Source organism: Shewanella sp. SM68 (assembly GCF_025653925.1).
In the GTDB taxonomy this organism is placed as follows: Bacteria; Pseudomonadota; Gammaproteobacteria; order Enterobacterales; family Shewanellaceae; genus Shewanella; species Shewanella oncorhynchi.
This window is the reverse complement of sequence record NZ_JAKKRU010000009.1, coordinates 89,526-106,814: the sequence shown is the minus strand read 5'-3', so window position 1 is coordinate 106,814 and position 17,289 is coordinate 89,526. Positions and strand designations below refer to the sequence as shown.

30 protein-coding genes are annotated in these 17,289 nt (G+C 44.7%); 21 read left to right on the top strand and 9 right to left on the bottom strand.

The window, feature by feature from the left end; genetic code table 11:
- Positions 1-59: 59 nt before the first annotated feature.
- The 4 genes from L5M40_RS15205 to L5M40_RS15190 all read right to left on the bottom strand — a co-directional run bounded on the left by L5M40_RS15205 (position 60) and on the right by L5M40_RS15190 (position 1,833).
- The gene (locus L5M40_RS15205) at positions 60-344 is read right to left on the bottom strand and encodes a hypothetical protein (protein WP_263256896.1); all 285 of its coding nucleotides are present in this window, start codon (positions 342-344) and stop codon (positions 60-62) included.
- Complete coding sequence (locus tag L5M40_RS15200; protein ID WP_263256895.1) at positions 337-759, bottom strand: hypothetical protein; 423 nt, start codon at positions 757-759, stop codon at positions 337-339. The genes L5M40_RS15205 and L5M40_RS15200 overlap by 8 nt, the downstream gene beginning before the upstream one ends.
- A gap of 181 nt (positions 760-940) precedes the next feature.
- Positions 941-1,282 (bottom strand): hypothetical protein, encoded by a 342-nt coding sequence (locus L5M40_RS15195; RefSeq protein ID WP_263256894.1) that lies wholly within the window; start codon positions 1,280-1,282, stop codon positions 941-943.
- A 305-nt stretch (positions 1,283-1,587) separates the two neighbouring features.
- Positions 1,588-1,833: a hypothetical protein gene (locus L5M40_RS15190; protein ID WP_263256893.1), complete on the bottom strand. Its 246-nt coding sequence runs from the start codon at positions 1,831-1,833 to the stop codon at positions 1,588-1,590.
- 604 nt (positions 1,834-2,437) lie between these two features.
- Here L5M40_RS15190 and L5M40_RS15185 point away from each other — a divergent pair.
- A complete protein-coding gene (locus tag L5M40_RS15185) occupies positions 2,438-3,082 on the top strand; it encodes a tail assembly protein (protein ID WP_263256891.1) in 645 nt (214 codons plus the stop codon).
- A 71-nt stretch (positions 3,083-3,153) separates the two neighbouring features.
- On the opposite strand, the gene L5M40_RS15180 is transcribed toward L5M40_RS15185, so the two are convergent.
- From L5M40_RS15180 to L5M40_RS15160, 5 genes are read right to left on the bottom strand one after another with little or no spacing between them, the layout of a single operon-like run.
- Positions 3,154-4,002, bottom strand: a complete 849-nt coding sequence (locus L5M40_RS15180; protein WP_263256890.1) for a DUF3037 domain-containing protein — start codon at positions 4,000-4,002, stop codon at positions 3,154-3,156.
- The gene (locus L5M40_RS15175) at positions 3,999-4,718 is read right to left on the bottom strand and encodes a HipA family kinase (protein ID WP_263256889.1); all 720 of its coding nucleotides are present in this window, start codon (positions 4,716-4,718) and stop codon (positions 3,999-4,001) included. The genes L5M40_RS15180 and L5M40_RS15175 overlap by 4 nt, the downstream gene beginning before the upstream one ends.
- A 2-nt stretch (positions 4,719-4,720) precedes the next feature.
- Positions 4,721-5,617 carry a 3'-5' exonuclease gene (locus L5M40_RS15170; protein ID WP_263256888.1) on the bottom strand — a complete coding sequence of 299 codons (897 nt, stop codon included), beginning with the start codon at positions 5,615-5,617 and terminating at the stop codon, positions 4,721-4,723.
- Positions 5,618-5,633: 16 nt separating this feature from the next.
- On the bottom strand, positions 5,634-6,053 hold the full coding sequence (locus L5M40_RS15165) for a hypothetical protein (protein ID WP_263256887.1): 420 nt from the start codon (positions 6,051-6,053) through the stop codon (positions 5,634-5,636).
- A 35-nt stretch (positions 6,054-6,088) separates the two neighbouring features.
- Complete coding sequence (locus L5M40_RS15160) at positions 6,089-6,823, bottom strand: LexA family protein (RefSeq protein ID WP_263256886.1); 735 nt, start codon at positions 6,821-6,823, stop codon at positions 6,089-6,091.
- Between the two features lie 37 nt (positions 6,824-6,860).
- On the opposite strand from L5M40_RS15160, the gene L5M40_RS15155 reads away from it, so the two are divergent.
- The 20 genes from L5M40_RS15155 to L5M40_RS15060 all read left to right on the top strand — a co-directional run bounded on the left by L5M40_RS15155 (position 6,861) and on the right by L5M40_RS15060 (position 17,239).
- A complete protein-coding gene (locus L5M40_RS15155) occupies positions 6,861-7,115 on the top strand; it encodes a helix-turn-helix domain-containing protein (protein WP_263256885.1) in 255 nt (84 codons plus the stop codon).
- A 4-nt stretch (positions 7,116-7,119) separates the two neighbouring features.
- Positions 7,120-7,689 carry a phage regulatory CII family protein gene (locus L5M40_RS15150; protein ID WP_263256883.1) on the top strand — a complete coding sequence of 190 codons (570 nt, stop codon included), beginning with the start codon at positions 7,120-7,122 and terminating at the stop codon, positions 7,687-7,689.
- Positions 7,682-7,876: a hypothetical protein gene (locus L5M40_RS15145; RefSeq protein WP_263256881.1), complete on the top strand. Its 195-nt coding sequence runs from the start codon at positions 7,682-7,684 to the stop codon at positions 7,874-7,876. The genes L5M40_RS15150 and L5M40_RS15145 overlap by 8 nt, the downstream gene beginning before the upstream one ends.
- Complete coding sequence (locus tag L5M40_RS15140; protein ID WP_263256880.1) at positions 7,876-8,133, top strand: hypothetical protein; 258 nt, start codon at positions 7,876-7,878, stop codon at positions 8,131-8,133. Before L5M40_RS15145 ends, L5M40_RS15140 begins: the two co-directional genes overlap by 1 nt.
- Before the next feature lie 72 nt (positions 8,134-8,205).
- Positions 8,206-9,273, top strand: coding sequence for a replication protein (locus tag L5M40_RS15135; protein ID WP_263256879.1), 1,068 nt, complete (start codon positions 8,206-8,208; stop codon positions 9,271-9,273).
- Positions 9,254-9,805 (top strand): replication protein P, encoded by a 552-nt coding sequence (locus L5M40_RS15130; protein WP_247651483.1) that lies wholly within the window; start codon positions 9,254-9,256, stop codon positions 9,803-9,805. Before L5M40_RS15135 ends, L5M40_RS15130 begins: the two co-directional genes overlap by 20 nt.
- Entirely contained in the window at positions 9,789-10,163 is a 375-nt protein-coding gene (locus L5M40_RS15125; protein WP_263256877.1) for a hypothetical protein, read from the top strand. Before L5M40_RS15130 ends, L5M40_RS15125 begins: the two co-directional genes overlap by 17 nt.
- A 1-nt stretch (position 10,164) precedes the next feature.
- Positions 10,165-10,668 (top strand): hypothetical protein, encoded by a 504-nt coding sequence (locus L5M40_RS15120; protein WP_263256876.1) that lies wholly within the window; start codon positions 10,165-10,167, stop codon positions 10,666-10,668.
- On the top strand, positions 10,668-11,111 hold the full coding sequence (locus L5M40_RS15115) for a hypothetical protein (RefSeq protein ID WP_263256875.1): 444 nt from the start codon (positions 10,668-10,670) through the stop codon (positions 11,109-11,111). The genes L5M40_RS15120 and L5M40_RS15115 overlap by 1 nt, the downstream gene beginning before the upstream one ends.
- Positions 11,108-11,677, top strand: a complete 570-nt coding sequence (locus L5M40_RS15110) for a TIGR02642 family protein (protein WP_263256873.1) — start codon at positions 11,108-11,110, stop codon at positions 11,675-11,677. The genes L5M40_RS15115 and L5M40_RS15110 overlap by 4 nt, the downstream gene beginning before the upstream one ends.
- A complete protein-coding gene (locus L5M40_RS15105; protein WP_219234339.1) occupies positions 11,677-11,940 on the top strand; it encodes a hypothetical protein in 264 nt (87 codons plus the stop codon). Before L5M40_RS15110 ends, L5M40_RS15105 begins: the two co-directional genes overlap by 1 nt.
- The gene (locus L5M40_RS15100) at positions 11,937-12,536 is read left to right on the top strand and encodes a hypothetical protein (RefSeq protein ID WP_263256872.1); all 600 of its coding nucleotides are present in this window, start codon (positions 11,937-11,939) and stop codon (positions 12,534-12,536) included. Before L5M40_RS15105 ends, L5M40_RS15100 begins: the two co-directional genes overlap by 4 nt.
- Positions 12,536-13,771: a tyrosine-type recombinase/integrase gene (locus L5M40_RS15095; RefSeq protein ID WP_263256870.1), complete on the top strand. Its 1,236-nt coding sequence runs from the start codon at positions 12,536-12,538 to the stop codon at positions 13,769-13,771. Before L5M40_RS15100 ends, L5M40_RS15095 begins: the two co-directional genes overlap by 1 nt.
- A 60-nt stretch (positions 13,772-13,831) precedes the next feature.
- A complete protein-coding gene (locus L5M40_RS15090; RefSeq protein ID WP_263256869.1) occupies positions 13,832-14,053 on the top strand; it encodes a hypothetical protein in 222 nt (73 codons plus the stop codon).
- Positions 14,046-14,246 carry a hypothetical protein gene (locus L5M40_RS15085; protein WP_263256868.1) on the top strand — a complete coding sequence of 67 codons (201 nt, stop codon included), beginning with the start codon at positions 14,046-14,048 and terminating at the stop codon, positions 14,244-14,246. Before L5M40_RS15090 ends, L5M40_RS15085 begins: the two co-directional genes overlap by 8 nt.
- Positions 14,247-14,451: 205 nt before the next feature.
- Complete coding sequence (locus L5M40_RS15080; protein ID WP_263256867.1) at positions 14,452-14,775, top strand: DUF4406 domain-containing protein; 324 nt, start codon at positions 14,452-14,454, stop codon at positions 14,773-14,775.
- Between the two features lie 25 nt (positions 14,776-14,800).
- Positions 14,801-15,130, top strand: a complete 330-nt coding sequence (locus L5M40_RS15075) for a hypothetical protein (RefSeq protein ID WP_263256866.1) — start codon at positions 14,801-14,803, stop codon at positions 15,128-15,130.
- Positions 15,131-15,147: 17 nt separating this feature from the next.
- Entirely contained in the window at positions 15,148-15,486 is a 339-nt protein-coding gene (locus L5M40_RS15070) for a hypothetical protein (RefSeq protein ID WP_263256865.1), read from the top strand.
- A gap of 80 nt (positions 15,487-15,566) precedes the next feature.
- Positions 15,567-15,995, top strand: a complete 429-nt coding sequence (locus tag L5M40_RS15065) for a LexA family protein (protein ID WP_263256864.1) — start codon at positions 15,567-15,569, stop codon at positions 15,993-15,995.
- Positions 15,983-17,239 carry a Y-family DNA polymerase gene (locus L5M40_RS15060; protein ID WP_263256863.1) on the top strand — a complete coding sequence of 419 codons (1,257 nt, stop codon included), beginning with the start codon at positions 15,983-15,985 and terminating at the stop codon, positions 17,237-17,239. The genes L5M40_RS15065 and L5M40_RS15060 overlap by 13 nt, the downstream gene beginning before the upstream one ends.
- The last annotated feature ends 50 nt before the right edge of the window (positions 17,240-17,289 follow it).

The window sequence follows — 17,289 nt, the reverse complement described above, 5'->3', positions numbered from 1 at the left end:
GGAATAGGGTTGGTTTGAGTTGAACTTGTAAGGATTACTTACACGTTCACATTGGGGGCTTAGCTTGGTGTGCTGGCGAGTCGTGCATATTCAGCGTTGAGCAGGTCTTGCGCGCTGTGCTGGCCGTGCTTTTGCTTTATCTCTTGCCAGCGTTCAATCAGTCGCACCCAAGTGTGTTTTGATTCTGGATAGTCGATGACCAGCTGGTTTAACTCGGCTATCGAGCGCTCGCAGTGGGCTGACATGGCATTTTCACGTTTACGCCCTTGTGCTTCTTGCTTAAGCTCGTTCGCGAGCATTCCCACTAATTTGTCGCTGGTGGCATGGGCCTGTGCATCAAACATGGGGCACCTGCTTTAGGCTGCTAATCACTTGATGTTGAAAGCAGCGATTAATCCAGCTGCAGGTTCGGTCGCTTACGGTGATTTCGGTCGCGATAGGCGGGGCTACTCGGGTGAGTTTTACGCGGCCACTACGAGTTATTTGAATGTTGGCCACTTCGTTTAGTGGTGTCGTTTTTAATGGGCTTTCATCCAACTTGGTGACGTGGAAGCGCTCGCGAAATGCATAGGTGCAAATGTTGTTTTGCAGGTAACGCTCTAGCTCATTTTTGCGTTGAATGACTGTTGGGCAGTGCATTAGGTTGGTCAATTGGGCGAGGCGACAGGCTATGCCAAGGTGCATTAGCAACTTAGCTTCGGTTGTGGCACGTTTATCTTGCGCAATGGCGCATGATTGCGCTGCGATTGGGTATGGCATAGGTCACCTCGCTGAATCGTGGTTATATTTGGCTGGCTTTAAAGGCTAGAAATTAAACGGAAGGTTTCGCGTTATAACAGGTCGAACGGGATCAACTTGGCGAGTAGCATTAGCACTAAGTCGAGAAAGTCGGGTTGCTGAGTTTTCATGGTTTCGCGTCCTGCAGGTGAACATCTTTGAACTATCCGGTAATTCCGGATGGTTCGATTTTATCGTTAGGCAAATCTTCTTGAGCAACATCACCACCACTTCCAGCAAGCTTCCTGCCGCACATTGGGCAGTGACTACATAGGATGCTGATCTGCTTTTTGGTGAGATTAGCCTTAGGTTCACCGCTACGTTTTATTTCGCGGTAAGTTAGCTCTATCTTTGGATTTACAGGGCAATGATCACCTGACATGAAGAATGAGTAATTTATCCATTTTGCATCAAACTCAGTCACATCATCATTTACCTGTTTTCTAAGTTCAACTTTGGCTCTACTTAATAAATCGTCAAAACAATTGCATTTTTCATTACTCATACTGACCTCGATATGGATGTTTTAACTTAAAGATGTGTTGTGCCGGTTACGTCATCCGGCGGCCTGAACCCGTCTTCTGCCGCGCTATGCCGCTAATAACTGGTGCCGAACTTTCAGGCGTTTCAGCTGCTTTACCAGTGGGACCTTTATTTATTAACCCTAACCAGATCCAAAGCTGGCTATCGACATGGATACTCGGGGCACAGTCATGACCTGCGCTTGTAAGTGGCCGCTTCTAACGGCTAGTGATTTACATGGGATTGTCCTCTAGTGAGATTGTCTGCTGGTGCCGCAGGCTGGCGTGATTAGTGTGATTTCAAAACCGCTAATTGTTTTGCAAGCAATAAGCGATTGACGCTTTCAATCTGTTCATTTGTGCCTTCCCAGGCATCTAGCAGTGCTTGGCCTGCTTTTCTGAATTCCGCACCTAGCTCGCGGCGATGAATACACAGTCTTTGTGCGTCACCACGGCTGATATTGAATACAGGGACAACCAGCTCAAGCAGGTTATCCTCGGTAATTTCTAATGAACTTCTGCCATATGTTTGCATGGCGTTCTCCTTGTTATTCGCATTGGTGAAGGTGACTGACTGGCGCTCATTTCCAGTTAGCGAAAGGGTGGAGCCTATAGCACCACGGTTGGCTCAGTCGGTAGTCGAGTCTTACTATTCAGCCACCTTCCCAATGCGCCCTGTTGCCAAGGCGATTGTCCATCTACCACACCGCCGATGGTTGGCGGGGCTATACACATATTTGGGTCATGCTCGCAGTGAAACCATTTAGTACCTGTTCTTATGGGCTCTTCCCACTCAAACAGTCCGGTCGCCAATAGCGGTGTATAGGTCTGTTTACGCGGATTACTATCCTCCGCCGCGTGATCCTCGGAGTAACCTAGTCCGCTCTAGGCGGGTTTAGTTGTTCATGGGCCAGATTGTTAAAGAACGTGGCATGTCGCCGATACGATAAATATTACATAATGGAATTATTGTGTCAATTACAAAATGGAATAATAATTCGGTTTGGTATAATATTGCTTAAGGGATTAGTGTTGATATTTAGAGGGGCAGTAATTAATGGGCAATAAAATGGATAGATTTTTGATGGTTTCAACAAGGCGAACAGTGTTTTTTGAGCTGAAGATTGGAGGGGGTAATCGTGGATAATAATCAATGCACTATTATTAAGTTGTCAGGATCACTAGCCAAAAAGTTTGGCCGTGAGCATAAGCGCTACTTAGATACGGGTACGACGATAGAGGCATTTAGCGCCATTAAAAACACGGTTAAGGGGTTTGAGCAGTTCATTAAAGAACAGGCCAAGCTTGGGTTACGCTATGCAATTTTTCGTAATGGTAAAAACACAGGTGAAGATGAATTTGATTTGGCGGGTTCTCGAGACATCCGCATTGTGCCTGTTATCGGTGGCAGTAAGCGCGGTGGAGTACTGCAAACTATTGTTGGGGCAGTCCTAATTATTGCTGGAGCTTTTTTATCAACGACACCATTTGGTGCTCCATTAATTGGAGCCGGTGTAAGTATGGTTGCAGGTGGTGTTATCCAAATGCTTTCACCACAAGCGAAAGGGCTTAAGGGCAGGGAGGCTGCTGAGAACGCCCCAAGCTATGCTTTTGGCGGCGCAGTTAATACCACCGCCGCAGGGAACCCAGTCGGCATTGGTTACGGTAAGCGCCGCATTGGTGGCGCCATTATTAGTGCCGGTATTTATGCTGAAGATATAGCAACGACTAAGCGACCAATACAAAGTGGCGGCGGTAATGGCAATGGAACACAAGAGCCATAGTTTTTACTGTGAGGCGAAGCATAAAAAACCCGCATTCGCGGGTTTTTTCTGTTATTTAAGTTAACAGTTGACTAGGTTAACTGGAAAGGCTTTTCATCTGGTATTTGTAGTTGTTTTGCAAATTGATAAATTGATTGTTTATCAGCAAATGGCAATACATATACTCCCAAGTTAAGCATTTCTCGTTCAACCTCTAAGTAGGCCGCTTCAAGTTCATTTTTACAATTTGCAGGCTTTTCTACAGTAAACAGCATGTGCCGAGGTTGTACCGTCTCATTGTTGAGCAGTCGTTTTGCTCGTCCTATCCACTTTTCACCGTGTTCCAGTAAGCTTATTGGTTTAGTGTGGTTAAACGCAAGTGGCTTTATTACTTTTAGATGAGTCTCTAAAGTGGCAACTAGCGGCATTTTTATTGCTGTATTAAGTTCACCTGTTAATTCTTTTTGAACAAAATGCATGTCACTTACATTTTTCCGTAAACCACCACGCAAACTTCTTACCATAACTTGTTCGCGGTACTCTTTGGTGACAAAGTCACGACCAACGAAATAGTCATAAAGTTCATCAAGTTTTTTCGCTGGGTCTTCAGCCAAAATGGCTGACATGTTGCCAAATCGAAAAACACCTTCACGTAGCCGGGTCACTTCTTGAAAGGCGCTTAACTGGTTTTTACCTGTTAAAAATGAATGATCTTCCGTTACTCGCTGTAGCTCAGTATGAAAAATATCCAGACCTTTTTGATAGATGTTTCCGTCAAGATCATCAAAGAAATCAGTTACTCTGGCGAAGCGTTTTGGCGCCATTTTAAAAGATGAATAACCTGTTTTTGGTGCAAAAAGTAGCACCCCAACATTGGCAAACTCTTCCGTTTCGAGGAACGGCATAAAGCGAATGATGGCGTAGTGGCATAGTACCGTCACTTTATCCCCTCCCAAAATTGAATGTCTTTATAAGAAAGTAATCTTACCCTGATGGTGTCAAGGAAGCTAGATTTTGCTGCTTCATTATCGAACCAATCCAGCGGAATTTCATCTGCGAATTGTTGCCAATGCACCATAACCGCATCGAACCTATCACTATAAATTAGCTGATCATCCATCCTTTTTTGTTCGCAATTCCAGACAGTTGATGCCAAGTGTAAATCTTTATGGTTAGCAATTGAGAAATTATCATCAAATGCTAAGTTATGGTCAAATATAACAATAGACGATTGGTTTAAATCATAAAAAGCATTTGGGTTACCACCAAATTTAGTAAGGCATCTATCTGAATTTTTCACCCAATAATCAAAAATATACAGATCTAACATGGTTTGTTTATCGATATCCCCAACTTGACTGAATACCATTTCCGTAAGGTTTTCAACAAGCTTTGAGCCAAAGCACCATTCGATATCCAGATCAGGAAAAGCACCGCTTTCAATTATCTCTTGAGGGATTCGTACAGGTGCGAAGTCTGGTATTGGTAGGCCAAACTCTTTACATAAAAACGCACAAAGTAGTTCGACGGCAAGGTGCTTTCTGGTGGTATTAGACCCTTTTACAACATATTTAGCACCATCACTACATCCACATATATAAGGTAGTGTAGCGCCTTGGTCTAAGCGCCGAATAATTTGATTTATTTCAATTGTCATGGCTATCCTTTTATCAGCGCCATAAATTCATCTTCATCTAAAATCTGAATGTCAAAGCCTTCATCGATAAGAGCTTCTGCTTTTATCTGTTTGCTGGATATACCCGTTGGGCCAACTAGATTTTGATCCTGTTCACCAACGACAAGATAATTTGTCTTTTTAGATACACCTGATTTAATTTCAAGCCCAAGTTCAGCGGAGGCTTCAAAAGCTTCGGCGCGAGTCATGGACAGTTCGCCCGTAAAGACGATTGTCTGACCGTATAGCTCACCCAATTCATTGGGTGAGTATGCTTTATGGTCTGCGCCTGAAGATTTAGTAAATGGTTTTTTAGGGGTAATCTCATTGATATGGCCTAATGTCACTGCTGCTCGCATAAATACTCGGCCAGCGGCAATCGCATCAGCTTTAGCGCGATGCGCTTCATTAAGCTGGACATTACAGTGCTCAGCCACTGTGGCTAATTTGTAATTAGGCAAATTGAATGCAGCCTTTGCCAGATTCAATGCACAGTGGTAATGGTTATTCAGTATGATGCCAACATTAGCGAACTCAGCATCTAAAAAACCTTTATCAAACTTGGCGTTGTAAGCCACTATTGGCAGATCACCTATAAATTGCTTTAGGTCTTGCGCTACATCAGCAAAGGTTTGTTGATCAACTAACATCTTGTTAGTTATCCCAGTAATAGTAGTGATCTTGCGTGGGACTTTTACATTGGGATTAATCAACGATTCAAATACAGGATGATCATTAGATAGCAAATCAAATTTGATCGCAGCGACTTCTATAATTTTATCGATACCAGCCTCAAACCCTGTGGTTTCGGCATCTAGTGCGATAAATTTGGTAGGGATATATGGGTGTTTTGCTAAAAAATCTGCGGTTTCTTTATCCATTCTGATTGCATCCGTTTTATTTATAGAAACCACTAGGTAATATTGCCATGCTGCCAGAAGGTTCAAGAGCAACTCGATAAATTTTATGTTGTCCTTTTTTAATCGAGGTTTCTGACTGGCGGAGGCTGCTACTTATGCATAAGCCACTACCAGTTAGCTGTAACCCAAGAAACATTTCACCTGCTTTGACATTGAATGTCGCCTTTTCAGATACATCTAAAGTCGCAGCTAACTCTTCATTAATAAAAACATTAATATTGCAACCGCTGCCCAAAAAGCCGCTATCCCTGATAATGGTAATGACGGCATTTCCATCGACATTATTTTTAATAAATAACCGTTCATTTGGTACTTGCTTGGCAGTTTCCACTGAGACTTCTGATGTTGCGCATCCAGATAGTACACATAGCATTAGCGAAAGGATGAACAACTTCATGGTAATAATCCTTTATCATTCAAAATTCTAACTAGTTAGAAAATTTTAATTTTTGCATCCACTACAACACCAATAATCTTACAATTTCCATTAATTGGAAGAGTAGGATATGAGCTATTTAAAGGTTTAAGGAACTTTTGCCCAGCATCAATCACTAGTTTTTTAAAGGTTGCCTCGTTAACGTCAGTTAGCTTTGCGACTACAAAAGACCCATTTTGGTGATCTCGCTCAGTATCAACGAGTATTAGAGTTCCCTCAGGAAAGCTAACGCCAGAAGGTGATGTCATTGAATCGCCAGAAACACGCAGCCAAAAACAGTTTTCACTTGTTCTCTCTGTTGTTTCATACCATTCATCTGAAGCTGGACAGGATTCAACTGCTTCAGTCCAAGCACCCGCTTGCACATAGCTGATAACTGGGTATGACTTTACATATGAGATTTTCGCTGGAACTTCCTTAGTATTCCCCAGCACAGAATCAGGGTAATCAATCAATCCATCTGCCCCCAAAGTCATGTGACTAATCCCCACGATACTCATCATGGACGCAATATCTTCAATACTTGGCTTTCTGTTCCCACCTAACCAGTGAGCGATGGCGCCTTGAGACATTCCCATCTTTTCAGCAAGCATTGACTGAGTTACCCCAGCTTCTTTCATTCTGGTTTTAACCAGATCAATCCAACTAATTTTCATAGAGCAATTATTACCTATTGTAATTGATTGCAGAATATCCATAATGTAATAACTGTTTGCTGTTTTGTATTCCATTGTGTAATATCTGGGTTAGGCAAAAAACGGAGTCTATATGACAAACATCAAAAAAATACTGAAGGCCATTAATCGGTCTCAGGATGATTTGGCTAGCGAGGTTGGAATCTCACAAGGTTCTATTAACCACTATGCCAATGGGAATAGAAAACCTAGCTATGACATGGCTTGGAAAGTAGTAAATGCTCTCAATCGTTTAGGCTCCTCATGTTCATTTACTGATGTTTTCCCAGACCCGTTGGAATGTGGTCTACCTGCTGCAAATCAATTGATTGATACACAGGATAACTAACCCAATGAGTAAACTCACATTAAAGCGCCAAAGTCTCTCATGTACCGATCCACTCTATGCCGCCCATGCGCTTGGGCACGATTACGGTGTAGATAAGCTAGCGAAGGATTTATTCCAGCAGCCCGGTGTGATGTACAACAAGCTCAACCCTGATAACGACAGCAATCACTTGTACCTACGTGATGCGATTCATCTAACTGATTTGGCCGATGACGACCGTATTGTGTCGGCTTGGTGCCATAGCCGTGGGGGCGTGTTCGTTAAGCTACCTGCCGCGGTTAACTGCGATGAAGAGTTGAGCGATCAGCTGTTATTGATTAGCGAACAGATGGGTATTGCACTGGCAGAAATTCGCGACTCCCGCGCTGATGGGGTGATCACCCCTGACGAGTTTGAACGTATCGGCCGCGAACTGACCAACACAGTACGCGAAGTGTTGTCACTTAAAGCCGTAGTGAGCAGCCAAGTGCGGGAATTGCCGCAAGTGAATGATTTTAGTATTGAGCTGCAACCTAACAAGCCTGTGACAGTGGCTTTTTCGCAAGCCTTATCAAAGAGCTCATCCAATGAGTGATATTGCAGATGTAGCTGCCATTGAGCAAGACATTCATATCAAGGCCGCGCTAGGCGTTCGCCAGCCGTCATTGCCGTTTACTGGTAGATGCCACTATTGCTTAACCAAGATTACTGGCGCAAGTCACTTTTGTGATGCCGACTGTCGCCATGACCATGAGCGCCTAAAGGCTAATGGGAGAACGTGATGGCAGGTAGAAACTTAGTCTTTACGCCACGGTTTAACGCAAATCAGTTAACTGATAAGTCACGCGAAAAATCATTAGAAATTATTCCTTACACCCCTGAAGAAGATGAGGCGTTTGCGCGGATTCAGCGCAATCAAGACATTGCCTTGCTGGCGAATGTGATCAGGCAGTCACCAACTACGAGTGCTGAAGGTATTGCGGCGCGGGTACTGGATGCGGGGTATCAGTTTTCAGGTAGTGCAGTGCAGTTGAAATAAGAAAGCCCACTAGAGCTGTGAAGGGCCGTGGGCTTAATACCTAGAAACGTTTGAAGAAGTCGAGGTAACGCGATGTTACAAGAACAAGAACTTAGCGTCAATCATGATGCTGGTGGCAGCAATGTGGTGCCGTTACGGCCCGTTGCTGTACACAAACAACAAGTGCGGGGTGGGGTGGTGAAAGCAGACTTGGATGATGGTTATTTACGACTCTCCAATACGCTGGTGGATGCCCTGTGCCGAACGAAATTGAGTGATCGTGAAAGCCGTGTTGTGTTTGCTGTGATCCGTAGAACCTACGGCTATGGCAAGGCCACTGATTGGGTTTGCTTAGAGCAATTAGCCGACATGACGGGGATTACAACAAGCAATATTTGTCATGCAATTAAGTCGCTTACTGCGCGCGATATCATCATAAAAGACGGTCGTAAAGTTGGCGTTAACCCGATTGTTTCGGCGTGGCAAGACAAAAAATCGCATTCGATTAACGGTAAAAAATACACTGTTAAAACTGACAATATTATTGTCGATTCTGACAATGCCATTGTCGAAACCGACAGCGTAGGTTGTCAGAACCGAGAGATACAAAAGAAAGACACTAATACAAAAGAAATACAAAAGATCTCTTCGTCGAACATTGCTGTCGCAATGACCGACAAGCCATTAAAACTCGATGCTGCTGTTCAAACTCCGAATGGCAAACTTTGGGGCACTCAGGACGATTTAACCTGTGCGGAGTACATCTTCAACAAAGTCCTGATTGTTAACCCCACTGCAAAGCAGCCTAACTGGCCTGACTGGGCAAACCAAGTGCGCTTAATGCGCGTGCAAGACCAACGCACTCACCATGAAATCTGCAAGCTGTTTAAGTTTGCCAATACCGACTCATTTTGGGCAAGCAATGTGTTATGCCCCAAAACCCTACGTAAACAATGGGACAAACTTAACGCCAAACTGCTAGCGAGAACATCACATGAAACCACTGCAAACGATTCTGCCGCACACAATCAACGCTATGAGAACCCCACAGCCAGAGTATTCCGTGAACTGCGGGAAATGGCAGAGCAACTCGAGCAGTCAACAGATCACCACTGTGGTGGCCACACAATTGATGCCGACTATGAACCTGTACAGTCGTGATTTTAGCAATCGGTTTGGTGCTGAGCTTGGCAGTGTAGTGGCGGAGTTTGTTAGCAAAATTGGCGAGGCAGGTTTGAGTGTTAGTGAGGTGATGATCGGTATTGAGGCATTTAAACAACGCGCAGCGACCGCGCCATGGAGCGTTAACCCTGCGGAGTTCGTGGCTATGTGTACGCCTACGCCTGAACAGTTGGGCTTGCCTAGTGCAGAACAAGCTTACCGGGAGTGTTGTTCACATGGTCGATGGCCGAGTGAGCACAATTGGAGCCATGGCGCTGTATTTGCCGCCGGCCGTGAAACGGGTTGGTATGAGCTGCAAAACCGTACTGAGCAGCAAACATGGCCCTTGTTTAAACGCAACTATGAGGTTATGTGCCGCCGCGCGGTGAAGGGTGAAAGCTTTGATGCGTGTATTCCTAAGGCGCTTGCTGCCCCTGTAAACAAGCCAGTTGAAAATCAAAAGGCATGTTCGATTATCGCTGATCTGCGCCAAAAGTTTGGGCTAAGGACTGCAAATGGCTCTGGCAATTAAACCGTTACCTGCAGATGCGCCTGATTTTTATAGCGCGATTGTATCGCCAACTGCGGCTGCTATCACGGTTAAAGATGCCGTTAACGATGCCGTGTTGTTTGTTCCGACTCAGTACTCTGCCGCTGATCTACTCGCACAAGGCTTTCGGTGTGCGCGTGAATACCCGTTGTTTTATCACTGCCGTAGTGGTGATTCAGACGCCAAGCGGATTCAAAACCACATGTCTGTTATTCCTCAGCAGTTTAAGCATTCAGTGTCTGTCGAGTACGAACGTTTATTTGCCATTGGTGGGCGCGATGGTCGCTTTCAGGCGAATCGGTTTTTAGTACAGCAGTCCAAGCATTTTAGAGGGGTATAGCGTGATTCGAATTGGCATTGATCCTGACCTCACTAAAAGCGGGGTGGCGAGTGTAGTTAACGGCGAAATAGTGACGCTTAAAAGTATGGGGTTTAGTGAGTTGATTGAGTTTGTTATCAGCAAAAGCCATCTTCCTTGCGCTGTATTGCTTGAAGATGTGGATAACAGGAAGCCGGTGTTTCCTAAGCGGTTAAGGCTGTCGGCTAAAGGGCAAAACCCATTGCTTGCCTACGTTGGCCATGCACCTAGCCAAAGCGGATCTAACGCCAAGGTGAACATGAGTATCGCTGAGGACTTGGGCAAGGTGAAAGCCACGGCCAGACTGATTAAAGAAGTGCTTGAGGATAAGGGCATCAAAGTCACTTTGGTAAAGCCGCTGCGTGGTCCGATTAAAAAAGCCAAGGATAGCAGTGTTTATTTTAACAAGATCACCGGTTGGACGGGGCGCAGCAATGCCGACACTCGCGATGCTGCACTGATCGCCATGTTTGGGCAGGGGGAATAATGACAACTCTAAAATTATCGTTTGATGAGCGCATTGATAAAGCGATCGCATTCTACGTCAATCAACAGTTATCGATCATTGACTCAGCCCAACGTGCAGGCGTTAGCAAAGGCGCACTCAATAGAGCGCTAAAAAAGCGCGGGGTATTCCGTGATAGATCGGTTTTATGTGCTTCAAATCTTGAAAAGGCCATTGATTTATATGTTGGCGGCTATTCGATTTTAAAGGCGTGTAAAGAGGCGGGTGTCAGTAATTCCAAGCTCAGTGATGCTTTGTATTTAAGAAAATTGGTGAGAGAAGATGTGACTCGCAAGCCTGAAAGCTCGGTATCGCGCATTGATCCGCTTGAATCGAAAGAGAGCCGTGTATTTCGTATGGCGCTGGCCATTATTCACAAAAGTGCGGCACCGACTGCGCAATCACATCAAGGGACTGACCGATGATATCGATAGAGCGCTTATTTGAGTTGTTGTCGCCCCGCGGTGTTGCGATTGGCGCTGCAGTCGGTGGCAAAGGGGTTTTTAGTAAGGAGGATGCTATGGGTGTTGTCGCGCAGGTGCAGGGTAAGTATTTAGTCGGCGTTAAAGTATTAGAGGCCAGTATTTGCGGCGATATTGATGCCGAGAATTTGCTGATCAACGCCTTAGCCAAACAGTATGAAACCGACTTTAGGCCTGTTGCGGCGACTGCGCTGGCAAAGCTGGCAGTGAATGAAGTGTGCGGAACCCGCATTTGCAATATGTGCGAAGGAACAAAACTCAATTATCACCGCAATGGTGAGTGCAAACACTGCAGTGGTACAGGAAAGAGGTTGAACACGGTTGAGCAGCTGACTAAATCGTTTTGTGATTTAAGCGGTACCAAGATCACTGCAGAACAATTTAGCCAGCATTTTTACGACAAGTACATGAGCGGCGTCGACACACTGCACCATCATCAAGCCGATGCCGAACGCCATGCAAAGCGGGTATTGCGCTTAGTCGCTGCTGAAAATGAGCAGGTGAACTAATGAGTACACCAGATAACAGACTTAAATTTAATCACGTCATTTGGAGGCAAGGCCACGTACTTGAAACAAGGACGACTCGTCTTTGGAGTAAGCAAACACTTGAACAAGTCAGCCGGATAGAACGCCGCTGCGCCTTTGCTTACTTTTGTGCCCATGATGAAGGTCGCAGCCGTGAGCTTGTGTATCAATTTGATAGCGCTGAAGAGTGTGCGAAAGCGGTTAATGAGCACAATAAAGCGCTAGCTGAGGCACTATCTAAATGATTGAGACAGTAAACGACTTAGTTAAGCGCCTAGTTAAAGAGGCCGATCAACTCGAGTCTATGGGCTCGGTTGATTTGGCTTGTGGCGTTGAAGCTGCAGTGCGGGTGATCCGTGATGAATTAGACGCCAATGCCGCGATTGGTAATGCTGACAGCCACCGTATCGAGCCACTAGAACGCCAGAACAAACGCTTGATGGCGGTACTCGCCAAGCAGTCAGTATTGAATGAACGCTTTGATTTGCTCTGTAAAGACGGCGTGTTATCAACACCTGAATATAAAGCGATGATGCTTGCCAAAGAGTCGATTAAACGCCGGATCAATGCGCTGCCCAAGTGCAGAACCTGCCGCGGAGTTGGCAAAGTTAGGCCGATGTTTGAGCTGCATTGCTGTGATCAATGTGGCGGTGTTGGCGTGAATGTAACAGCCAATAATGAGCTGATTAAGCTACAGCAATCCTTGATCATGTCTGAGTTTGAGTTGATTGAAAAACTGACTGCTGACTTGTTTAAGGTGGGGTTATCACCTGCAGATAAAGAGGCCATTGCCATCCAGTATTTTTACGCGGATTGCCGCACTAACCTGAGGTGTGACTAATGGCCGTGACCTGTATTGCGTTAAGTGACGCCGCCATTAAACGGGCGGTTGCCGATCAGTCTATTACTGAAATCAGGGATCCAAGGTTTCCGCTGCGACTGCGTCTGGCGAGTTCACGCAGCCGTGGTAGCTGGCACTTAATCACCTATAAAGACGGCAAGGCGAATTGGGCTAAGGTTGCCGACTGGCCACTAGTGAGCGCTAAGGCCATGCTGGATGATTTACCGTCGCTCAGCATGCAGCATAGGCAAGATCAGAGTGTGAAATTTAACACCTGGCTAAGTTGCGGCGGGTTATTGAATTGGTATTTAAGCCGGTCACAAACCGATACCAGTTTATCGTTGAAGCGCAAACGCAATATCAAGTGCGCCATCACCAAGCACTTAATCCCTGTGCTTGGTGATGTGATGCTGAGTGAGCTTAATCATCATAAGGTCGATGAGCTATTGATTTGGCCCCTGCAGGCTCGCTACGCATTAGGCAGCGTTCGCCAGTATTACGCGATTTTACGTAAGGCCTTCAAACAGGCGACAGTGCTTAAGTTGATTAGTGATGATCCGCTGGCATCATTGAGTTTTACCGATTTTATCTCGACCCCCATTGCGACTAAGCCACCAAAATTACAATCCACTGATCTGCTGCAGCTGCTAACGAATATAGGTAATGCTAACGATGGCGCCGCCATGCTTATTTTTATCATGCTGGCTTACGGTACCCGTATCGGTGAAACCCGTTTACTGCGCTGGACCTATTACGACGAGGCCAATGCTAAGTTGGTTATCCCTGCCGACATTACTAAGACGCATGCCCAACTGACTATCCCGATCACCCCATTAATGGCTGATGTATTACGTTGGCATAAATCCACGCAGGAAGCAGCAGGGTATCGCGGCGGGTATTTATTTCCGCATCCTCGTCGCAATGGTGGATTAGATGAACGGTCGGCGAATAGTTTGGTTAAGCAAGTGAGTAACAGTGAATGGACTGCCCATGATTTACGCAAGCTAGCAAGGTCGTGTTGGGCTGACTTAGGGATTGATTATATGGTGGCCGAGCAGATGTTAAACCACTCGATGACCAAGCTAGATCAAGCGTATATCCATACCTATTTAGCAGACCAAAAGAGAGCAGCGATTGAGTTGTGGCACCGTCATTTAATGGCAATTTATAACCCATTTATTGGTCGTGTAAATCAAGACAGTGCCAAGACAGGAATTAATTGTAAAACAGCCTAAACCGTTGGTGTAATTGGTTTGCGGGTTGGTTTATGCATCTTCACAAAGGGAAGATATTTAATGAGTAAAGCGAAGGTTTTAACGAATAATAAATCAACAAGAACTGAGTTAGCAAAACAGTTTTTGCAGCGAGCTGAGGCACTAGGCATCAAGGCTTCAATAAAAGGTAATTGGGTAGTTTGGCAACCAGTATTACCCGTTGAAATGCTGTTTGAAGTACCACTAATATCGAATGAAATTTTCAAGTTGGTATCAGCTTCGGAGATTAATGCCAATGAGTAAAACAGCACAATTCAAGCCTTATGGCTTTGGTCAATATTGTTATGTTGTATTGGATCAGATCACCCACTTTGAACCATATAGCAGCAATGGTTATTCCGGTACCAAGATTTATCTTGAAAATGGTACTGAAATATTTGTAGGAGATAGTCCTGCAACGGTGCGCCAAGCCATAGAGCATGCAGGAGAAGTGTAATGGCCTGTGATATTTGTAGTGCCAAAAAGCCAACTACCCCATTAAGTGGACAATATCAAACCGCTGACATTAAAGAGGTTTGCCAAGAGTGTTTGTCGGATATATCTAAGCAACACGACAAGATCAGAACTCATTGCATTGGGTTGATCCCGCTATTTTTTAAGCGCTATGTAAAGCTATACAGGTTTAATAAGCGAGGTGGCAAGTGATTGCCACCTATATCGCTGGGCCAATCAGTGGAAATGTCGAGGCCAATAAGCTGGCGTTCTTTAGTGCAGCAGAGGAACTGGCCGCAACGGGCAGAGTGGTATTGCACTCTGCAGGGTTGCCAGTTGGGCTCACTGAACCCCAGTACATGGATATCTGTTACGCCATGATCCGCGCCTGCAGTGAGATAGTGATGTTGCCCGGTTGGCGCAATTCAGATGGCGCCACCGCCGAGTATTACTACGCCAAGAAGATCGGCCTTAAGATTGTGTTCGTTCCAACTGGAATAGACATTGCCTATGGGATGAGTTTAGTATGCTGATAGCAAAATTTAAGAACCAAACATTATGATTAATATCCCAAATTATACCGAAGCAAGTGAGCATGATGCCGTTCCTTTGCATTCTGAAAGTCAAATTATTTATATAGTTAGGCAGCAAGGCGTTTACTGGAAGGAGATAGTTGGCATATTCACCAGTGAAAGCGAGGCTATTGATAAATGTAAAATGATGGCATCGCTTGATCGTGATACCTATCATGCATGGATAGTAACTAAACATAAGATTGGAGAGTTCATCGAGGTTGATCTTACTAAGGACTTCCAAAGCGCAAGCGCTTCAGAAAGCATAGTATTTTCAATAAATGGCAGGACTAGTAATCAGTTAAGTGATAAGTAATTCAATAAGGTTTTATTATGGATGATGAGAAACTAAAGCAGCTTAGGGAATTAATCGATCAGGTTGCAAAATCAAGCACTAAAAAGAATGCGGTCCCATCGATTAGAAAGCTAGACTTCATGGTTTCAAATATCGTTGGTCATCTTAATGGTTATACCGCAGGTAAACTAAGGGAAGCCGTTCTCTATGCCAAAGACGCTGCTGGTCAGATTAAGAATCGAGATAGCTTAATCTCAAATATGGAAAACTCATGGTCTGTATTTGAAGGTGACGTTAGATTTGGTGATTCAGGCAAGAAACCTTTCAATAAAGGTGCATCAACACATGGTAGCCAACATAAAAAGTCAGTTAACTGATAACTAAATCATTCAAAATTTGCTAACTAAAACTTAAGCGCTATAATCACTGTAATTATATACAGTGATTTGGTGCTTTTATGCGTGTTTTTCCCTTTATAGCTGTACCGGCACACGCAGGGGTTCATGGCTTTGAAAGCCCTGCAGCAGAATACACACAGCTCGGTTTAAGTCTGGACGAGCTTTTAGTGCAACATCCTAGCGCTACTTACATTGGTATAGCGCAGGGGGATTCGATGCAAGGCGTTGGCATCTTTGACGGTGACGTACTCATTGTGGACAGGCATGTTACAGCTCAACAAGGTAACGTTATCGTTGCAACGCTGAACGGCGAGTTCGTGTGTAAAATCTATGACAAAGCCAGAAAAATGCTTTTATCATCTAATGAACAACAGCAAGCCGTTGAGGTTAAAGATTACGATGACTTCCGTATTGAAGGGGTTGTAACTCGGTCTGTTAGGTTGCACACCCATTGTTCTATATTGGCGTCACAAATATGTATGCCTTAGTTGATGCCAACTCATTTTACTGCAGTGCAGAGCAAGTCTTTCGACCAGATTGGCGTGGCAAGCCAATAATCGTACTAAGCAACAACGATGGATGTATCGTTGCCGCGAATAGGCAAGCCAAGGAAGCTGGTATACCTAAATTTGCGCCTTACTTTCAAGTAAAAGATCAGTGTCAGAAACTCGGTGTAATTGCTTGCTCTTCAAATTATGAGTTGTACGCCGACCTATCGTCTAAGATGATGGAAATTATTGGTCGGTTTGCACCGGATCAACATGTGTATTCTATCGATGAAAGCTTTCTTTCCTTCAAGCATTGTTATCCAGCGATTAAGTGCCTAAAAACACAAGGACAGTTAATCCGTCGCGCAGTATGGAAAGAGGCTTGCTTACCTGTATGTGTTGGCATTGCTGCTAGCCTTACGCTGGCAAAAATTGCAAACCACGCAGCTAAAAAGTTACCGGGTTATAGCGGTGTTTGTGTAATTGATAATGAGACAGAACGGCTAGCCATTTTAAAGCAAACACCAGTTGGTGAGGTGTGGGGAATTGGTCAGCGGATTAGTAAAAAGCTTGAGTTAATGAACATCAACACCGCTCTTGATCTTGCTAAAATGCCAGCAGGACTTGCTAGAAAGCAATTCAGCATTGAGGTTGAACGCACAGTGCGTGAACTCAATGGACAAGAATGTAAACAATGGGACCAAGCCAGAGCGGATAAGCAACAGATATTCTCCACCCGTTCAGTTGGCGAAAGGATTATTGATTTTGATTCACTCCTGCAGGCCTTGAGTAAACATGTCGCAATTGCCGCTTCTAAGGCAAGGGCGCAAGGCTCAAGTTGTAAATCAATGCTACAGTTCGCCAGCAATTCTCCTTACGACGAACATCCTGCAAGTTTCAAATCTATTGTTCACTTCCCCTGTGCTACCAACTGCACTGTAGAAATGACCAGAGCGATGACAGCTGCTGCACCTAAATTATTTAGAGAAGGTGTGAGGTATTACAAGATCGGCATTGGGCTCATTAATCTAAGTTGTGACAAGTATCAGCAATTCGACTTATTTAACGCACCGAAAGCAGATCCAGCTTTGATGCAAACACTTGATGGCATTAACTTACGCTATGGCCGTGATACCTTGTTCTTAGCCGCTCAAGGTATCGAACAAAAGTGGGCAATGCGGCGTGAGCTACTGACACCCCAGTACACTACCAAGTGGGGCTGTTTGCCAAGGATAAAATGCTAAAGCCTTTTAGAATATTATGCATATTTCATATGATTTGAGGGTTTGACTAT

Bases quoted from the DNA above. Each gene is read 5' to 3' on its own strand.
- L5M40_RS15200 (WP_263256895.1), bottom strand. From the start codon at position 759: ATGCCATACCCAATCGCAGCGCAATCATGCGCCATTGCGCAAGATAAA.
- L5M40_RS15125 (WP_263256877.1), top strand. From the start codon at position 9,789: ATGGCTCTGGCAATTAAACCGTTACCTGCAGATGCGCCTGATTTTTAT.
- L5M40_RS15095 (WP_263256870.1), top strand. From the start codon at position 12,536: ATGGCCGTGACCTGTATTGCGTTAAGTGACGCCGCCATTAAACGGGCG.
- L5M40_RS15135 (WP_263256879.1), top strand. From the start codon at position 8,206: ATGTTACAAGAACAAGAACTTAGCGTCAATCATGATGCTGGTGGCAGC.
- L5M40_RS15110 (WP_263256873.1), top strand. From the start codon at position 11,108: ATGATATCGATAGAGCGCTTATTTGAGTTGTTGTCGCCCCGCGGTGTT.
- L5M40_RS15140 (WP_263256880.1), top strand. From the start codon at position 7,876: ATGGCAGGTAGAAACTTAGTCTTTACGCCACGGTTTAACGCAAATCAG.
- L5M40_RS15160 (WP_263256886.1), bottom strand. From the start codon at position 6,823: ATGGAATACAAAACAGCAAACAGTTATTACATTATGGATATTCTGCAA.
- L5M40_RS15100 (WP_263256872.1), top strand. From the start codon at position 11,937: ATGATTGAGACAGTAAACGACTTAGTTAAGCGCCTAGTTAAAGAGGCC.
- L5M40_RS15205 (WP_263256896.1), bottom strand. From the start codon at position 344: ATGTTTGATGCACAGGCCCATGCCACCAGCGACAAATTAGTGGGAATG.
- L5M40_RS15115 (WP_263256875.1), top strand. From the start codon at position 10,668: ATGACAACTCTAAAATTATCGTTTGATGAGCGCATTGATAAAGCGATC.
- L5M40_RS15085 (WP_263256868.1), top strand. From the start codon at position 14,046: ATGAGTAAAACAGCACAATTCAAGCCTTATGGCTTTGGTCAATATTGT.
- L5M40_RS15065 (WP_263256864.1), top strand. From the start codon at position 15,567: ATGCGTGTTTTTCCCTTTATAGCTGTACCGGCACACGCAGGGGTTCAT.
- L5M40_RS15170 (WP_263256888.1), bottom strand. From the start codon at position 5,617: ATGGATAAAGAAACCGCAGATTTTTTAGCAAAACACCCATATATCCCT.
- L5M40_RS15130 (WP_247651483.1), top strand. From the start codon at position 9,254: ATGAACCTGTACAGTCGTGATTTTAGCAATCGGTTTGGTGCTGAGCTT.
- L5M40_RS15155 (WP_263256885.1), top strand. From the start codon at position 6,861: ATGACAAACATCAAAAAAATACTGAAGGCCATTAATCGGTCTCAGGAT.
- L5M40_RS15175 (WP_263256889.1), bottom strand. From the start codon at position 4,718: ATGACAATTGAAATAAATCAAATTATTCGGCGCTTAGACCAAGGCGCT.
- L5M40_RS15190 (WP_263256893.1), bottom strand. From the start codon at position 1,833: ATGCAAACATATGGCAGAAGTTCATTAGAAATTACCGAGGATAACCTG.
- L5M40_RS15165 (WP_263256887.1), bottom strand. From the start codon at position 6,053: ATGAAGTTGTTCATCCTTTCGCTAATGCTATGTGTACTATCTGGATGC.
- L5M40_RS15090 (WP_263256869.1), top strand. From the start codon at position 13,832: ATGAGTAAAGCGAAGGTTTTAACGAATAATAAATCAACAAGAACTGAG.
- L5M40_RS15060 (WP_263256863.1), top strand. From the start codon at position 15,983: ATGTATGCCTTAGTTGATGCCAACTCATTTTACTGCAGTGCAGAGCAA.
- L5M40_RS15105 (WP_219234339.1), top strand. From the start codon at position 11,677: ATGAGTACACCAGATAACAGACTTAAATTTAATCACGTCATTTGGAGG.
- L5M40_RS15070 (WP_263256865.1), top strand. From the start codon at position 15,148: ATGGATGATGAGAAACTAAAGCAGCTTAGGGAATTAATCGATCAGGTT.
- L5M40_RS15150 (WP_263256883.1), top strand. From the start codon at position 7,120: ATGAGTAAACTCACATTAAAGCGCCAAAGTCTCTCATGTACCGATCCA.
- L5M40_RS15195 (WP_263256894.1), bottom strand. From the start codon at position 1,282: ATGAGTAATGAAAAATGCAATTGTTTTGACGATTTATTAAGTAGAGCC.
- L5M40_RS15075 (WP_263256866.1), top strand. From the start codon at position 14,801: ATGATTAATATCCCAAATTATACCGAAGCAAGTGAGCATGATGCCGTT.
- L5M40_RS15145 (WP_263256881.1), top strand. From the start codon at position 7,682: ATGAGTGATATTGCAGATGTAGCTGCCATTGAGCAAGACATTCATATC.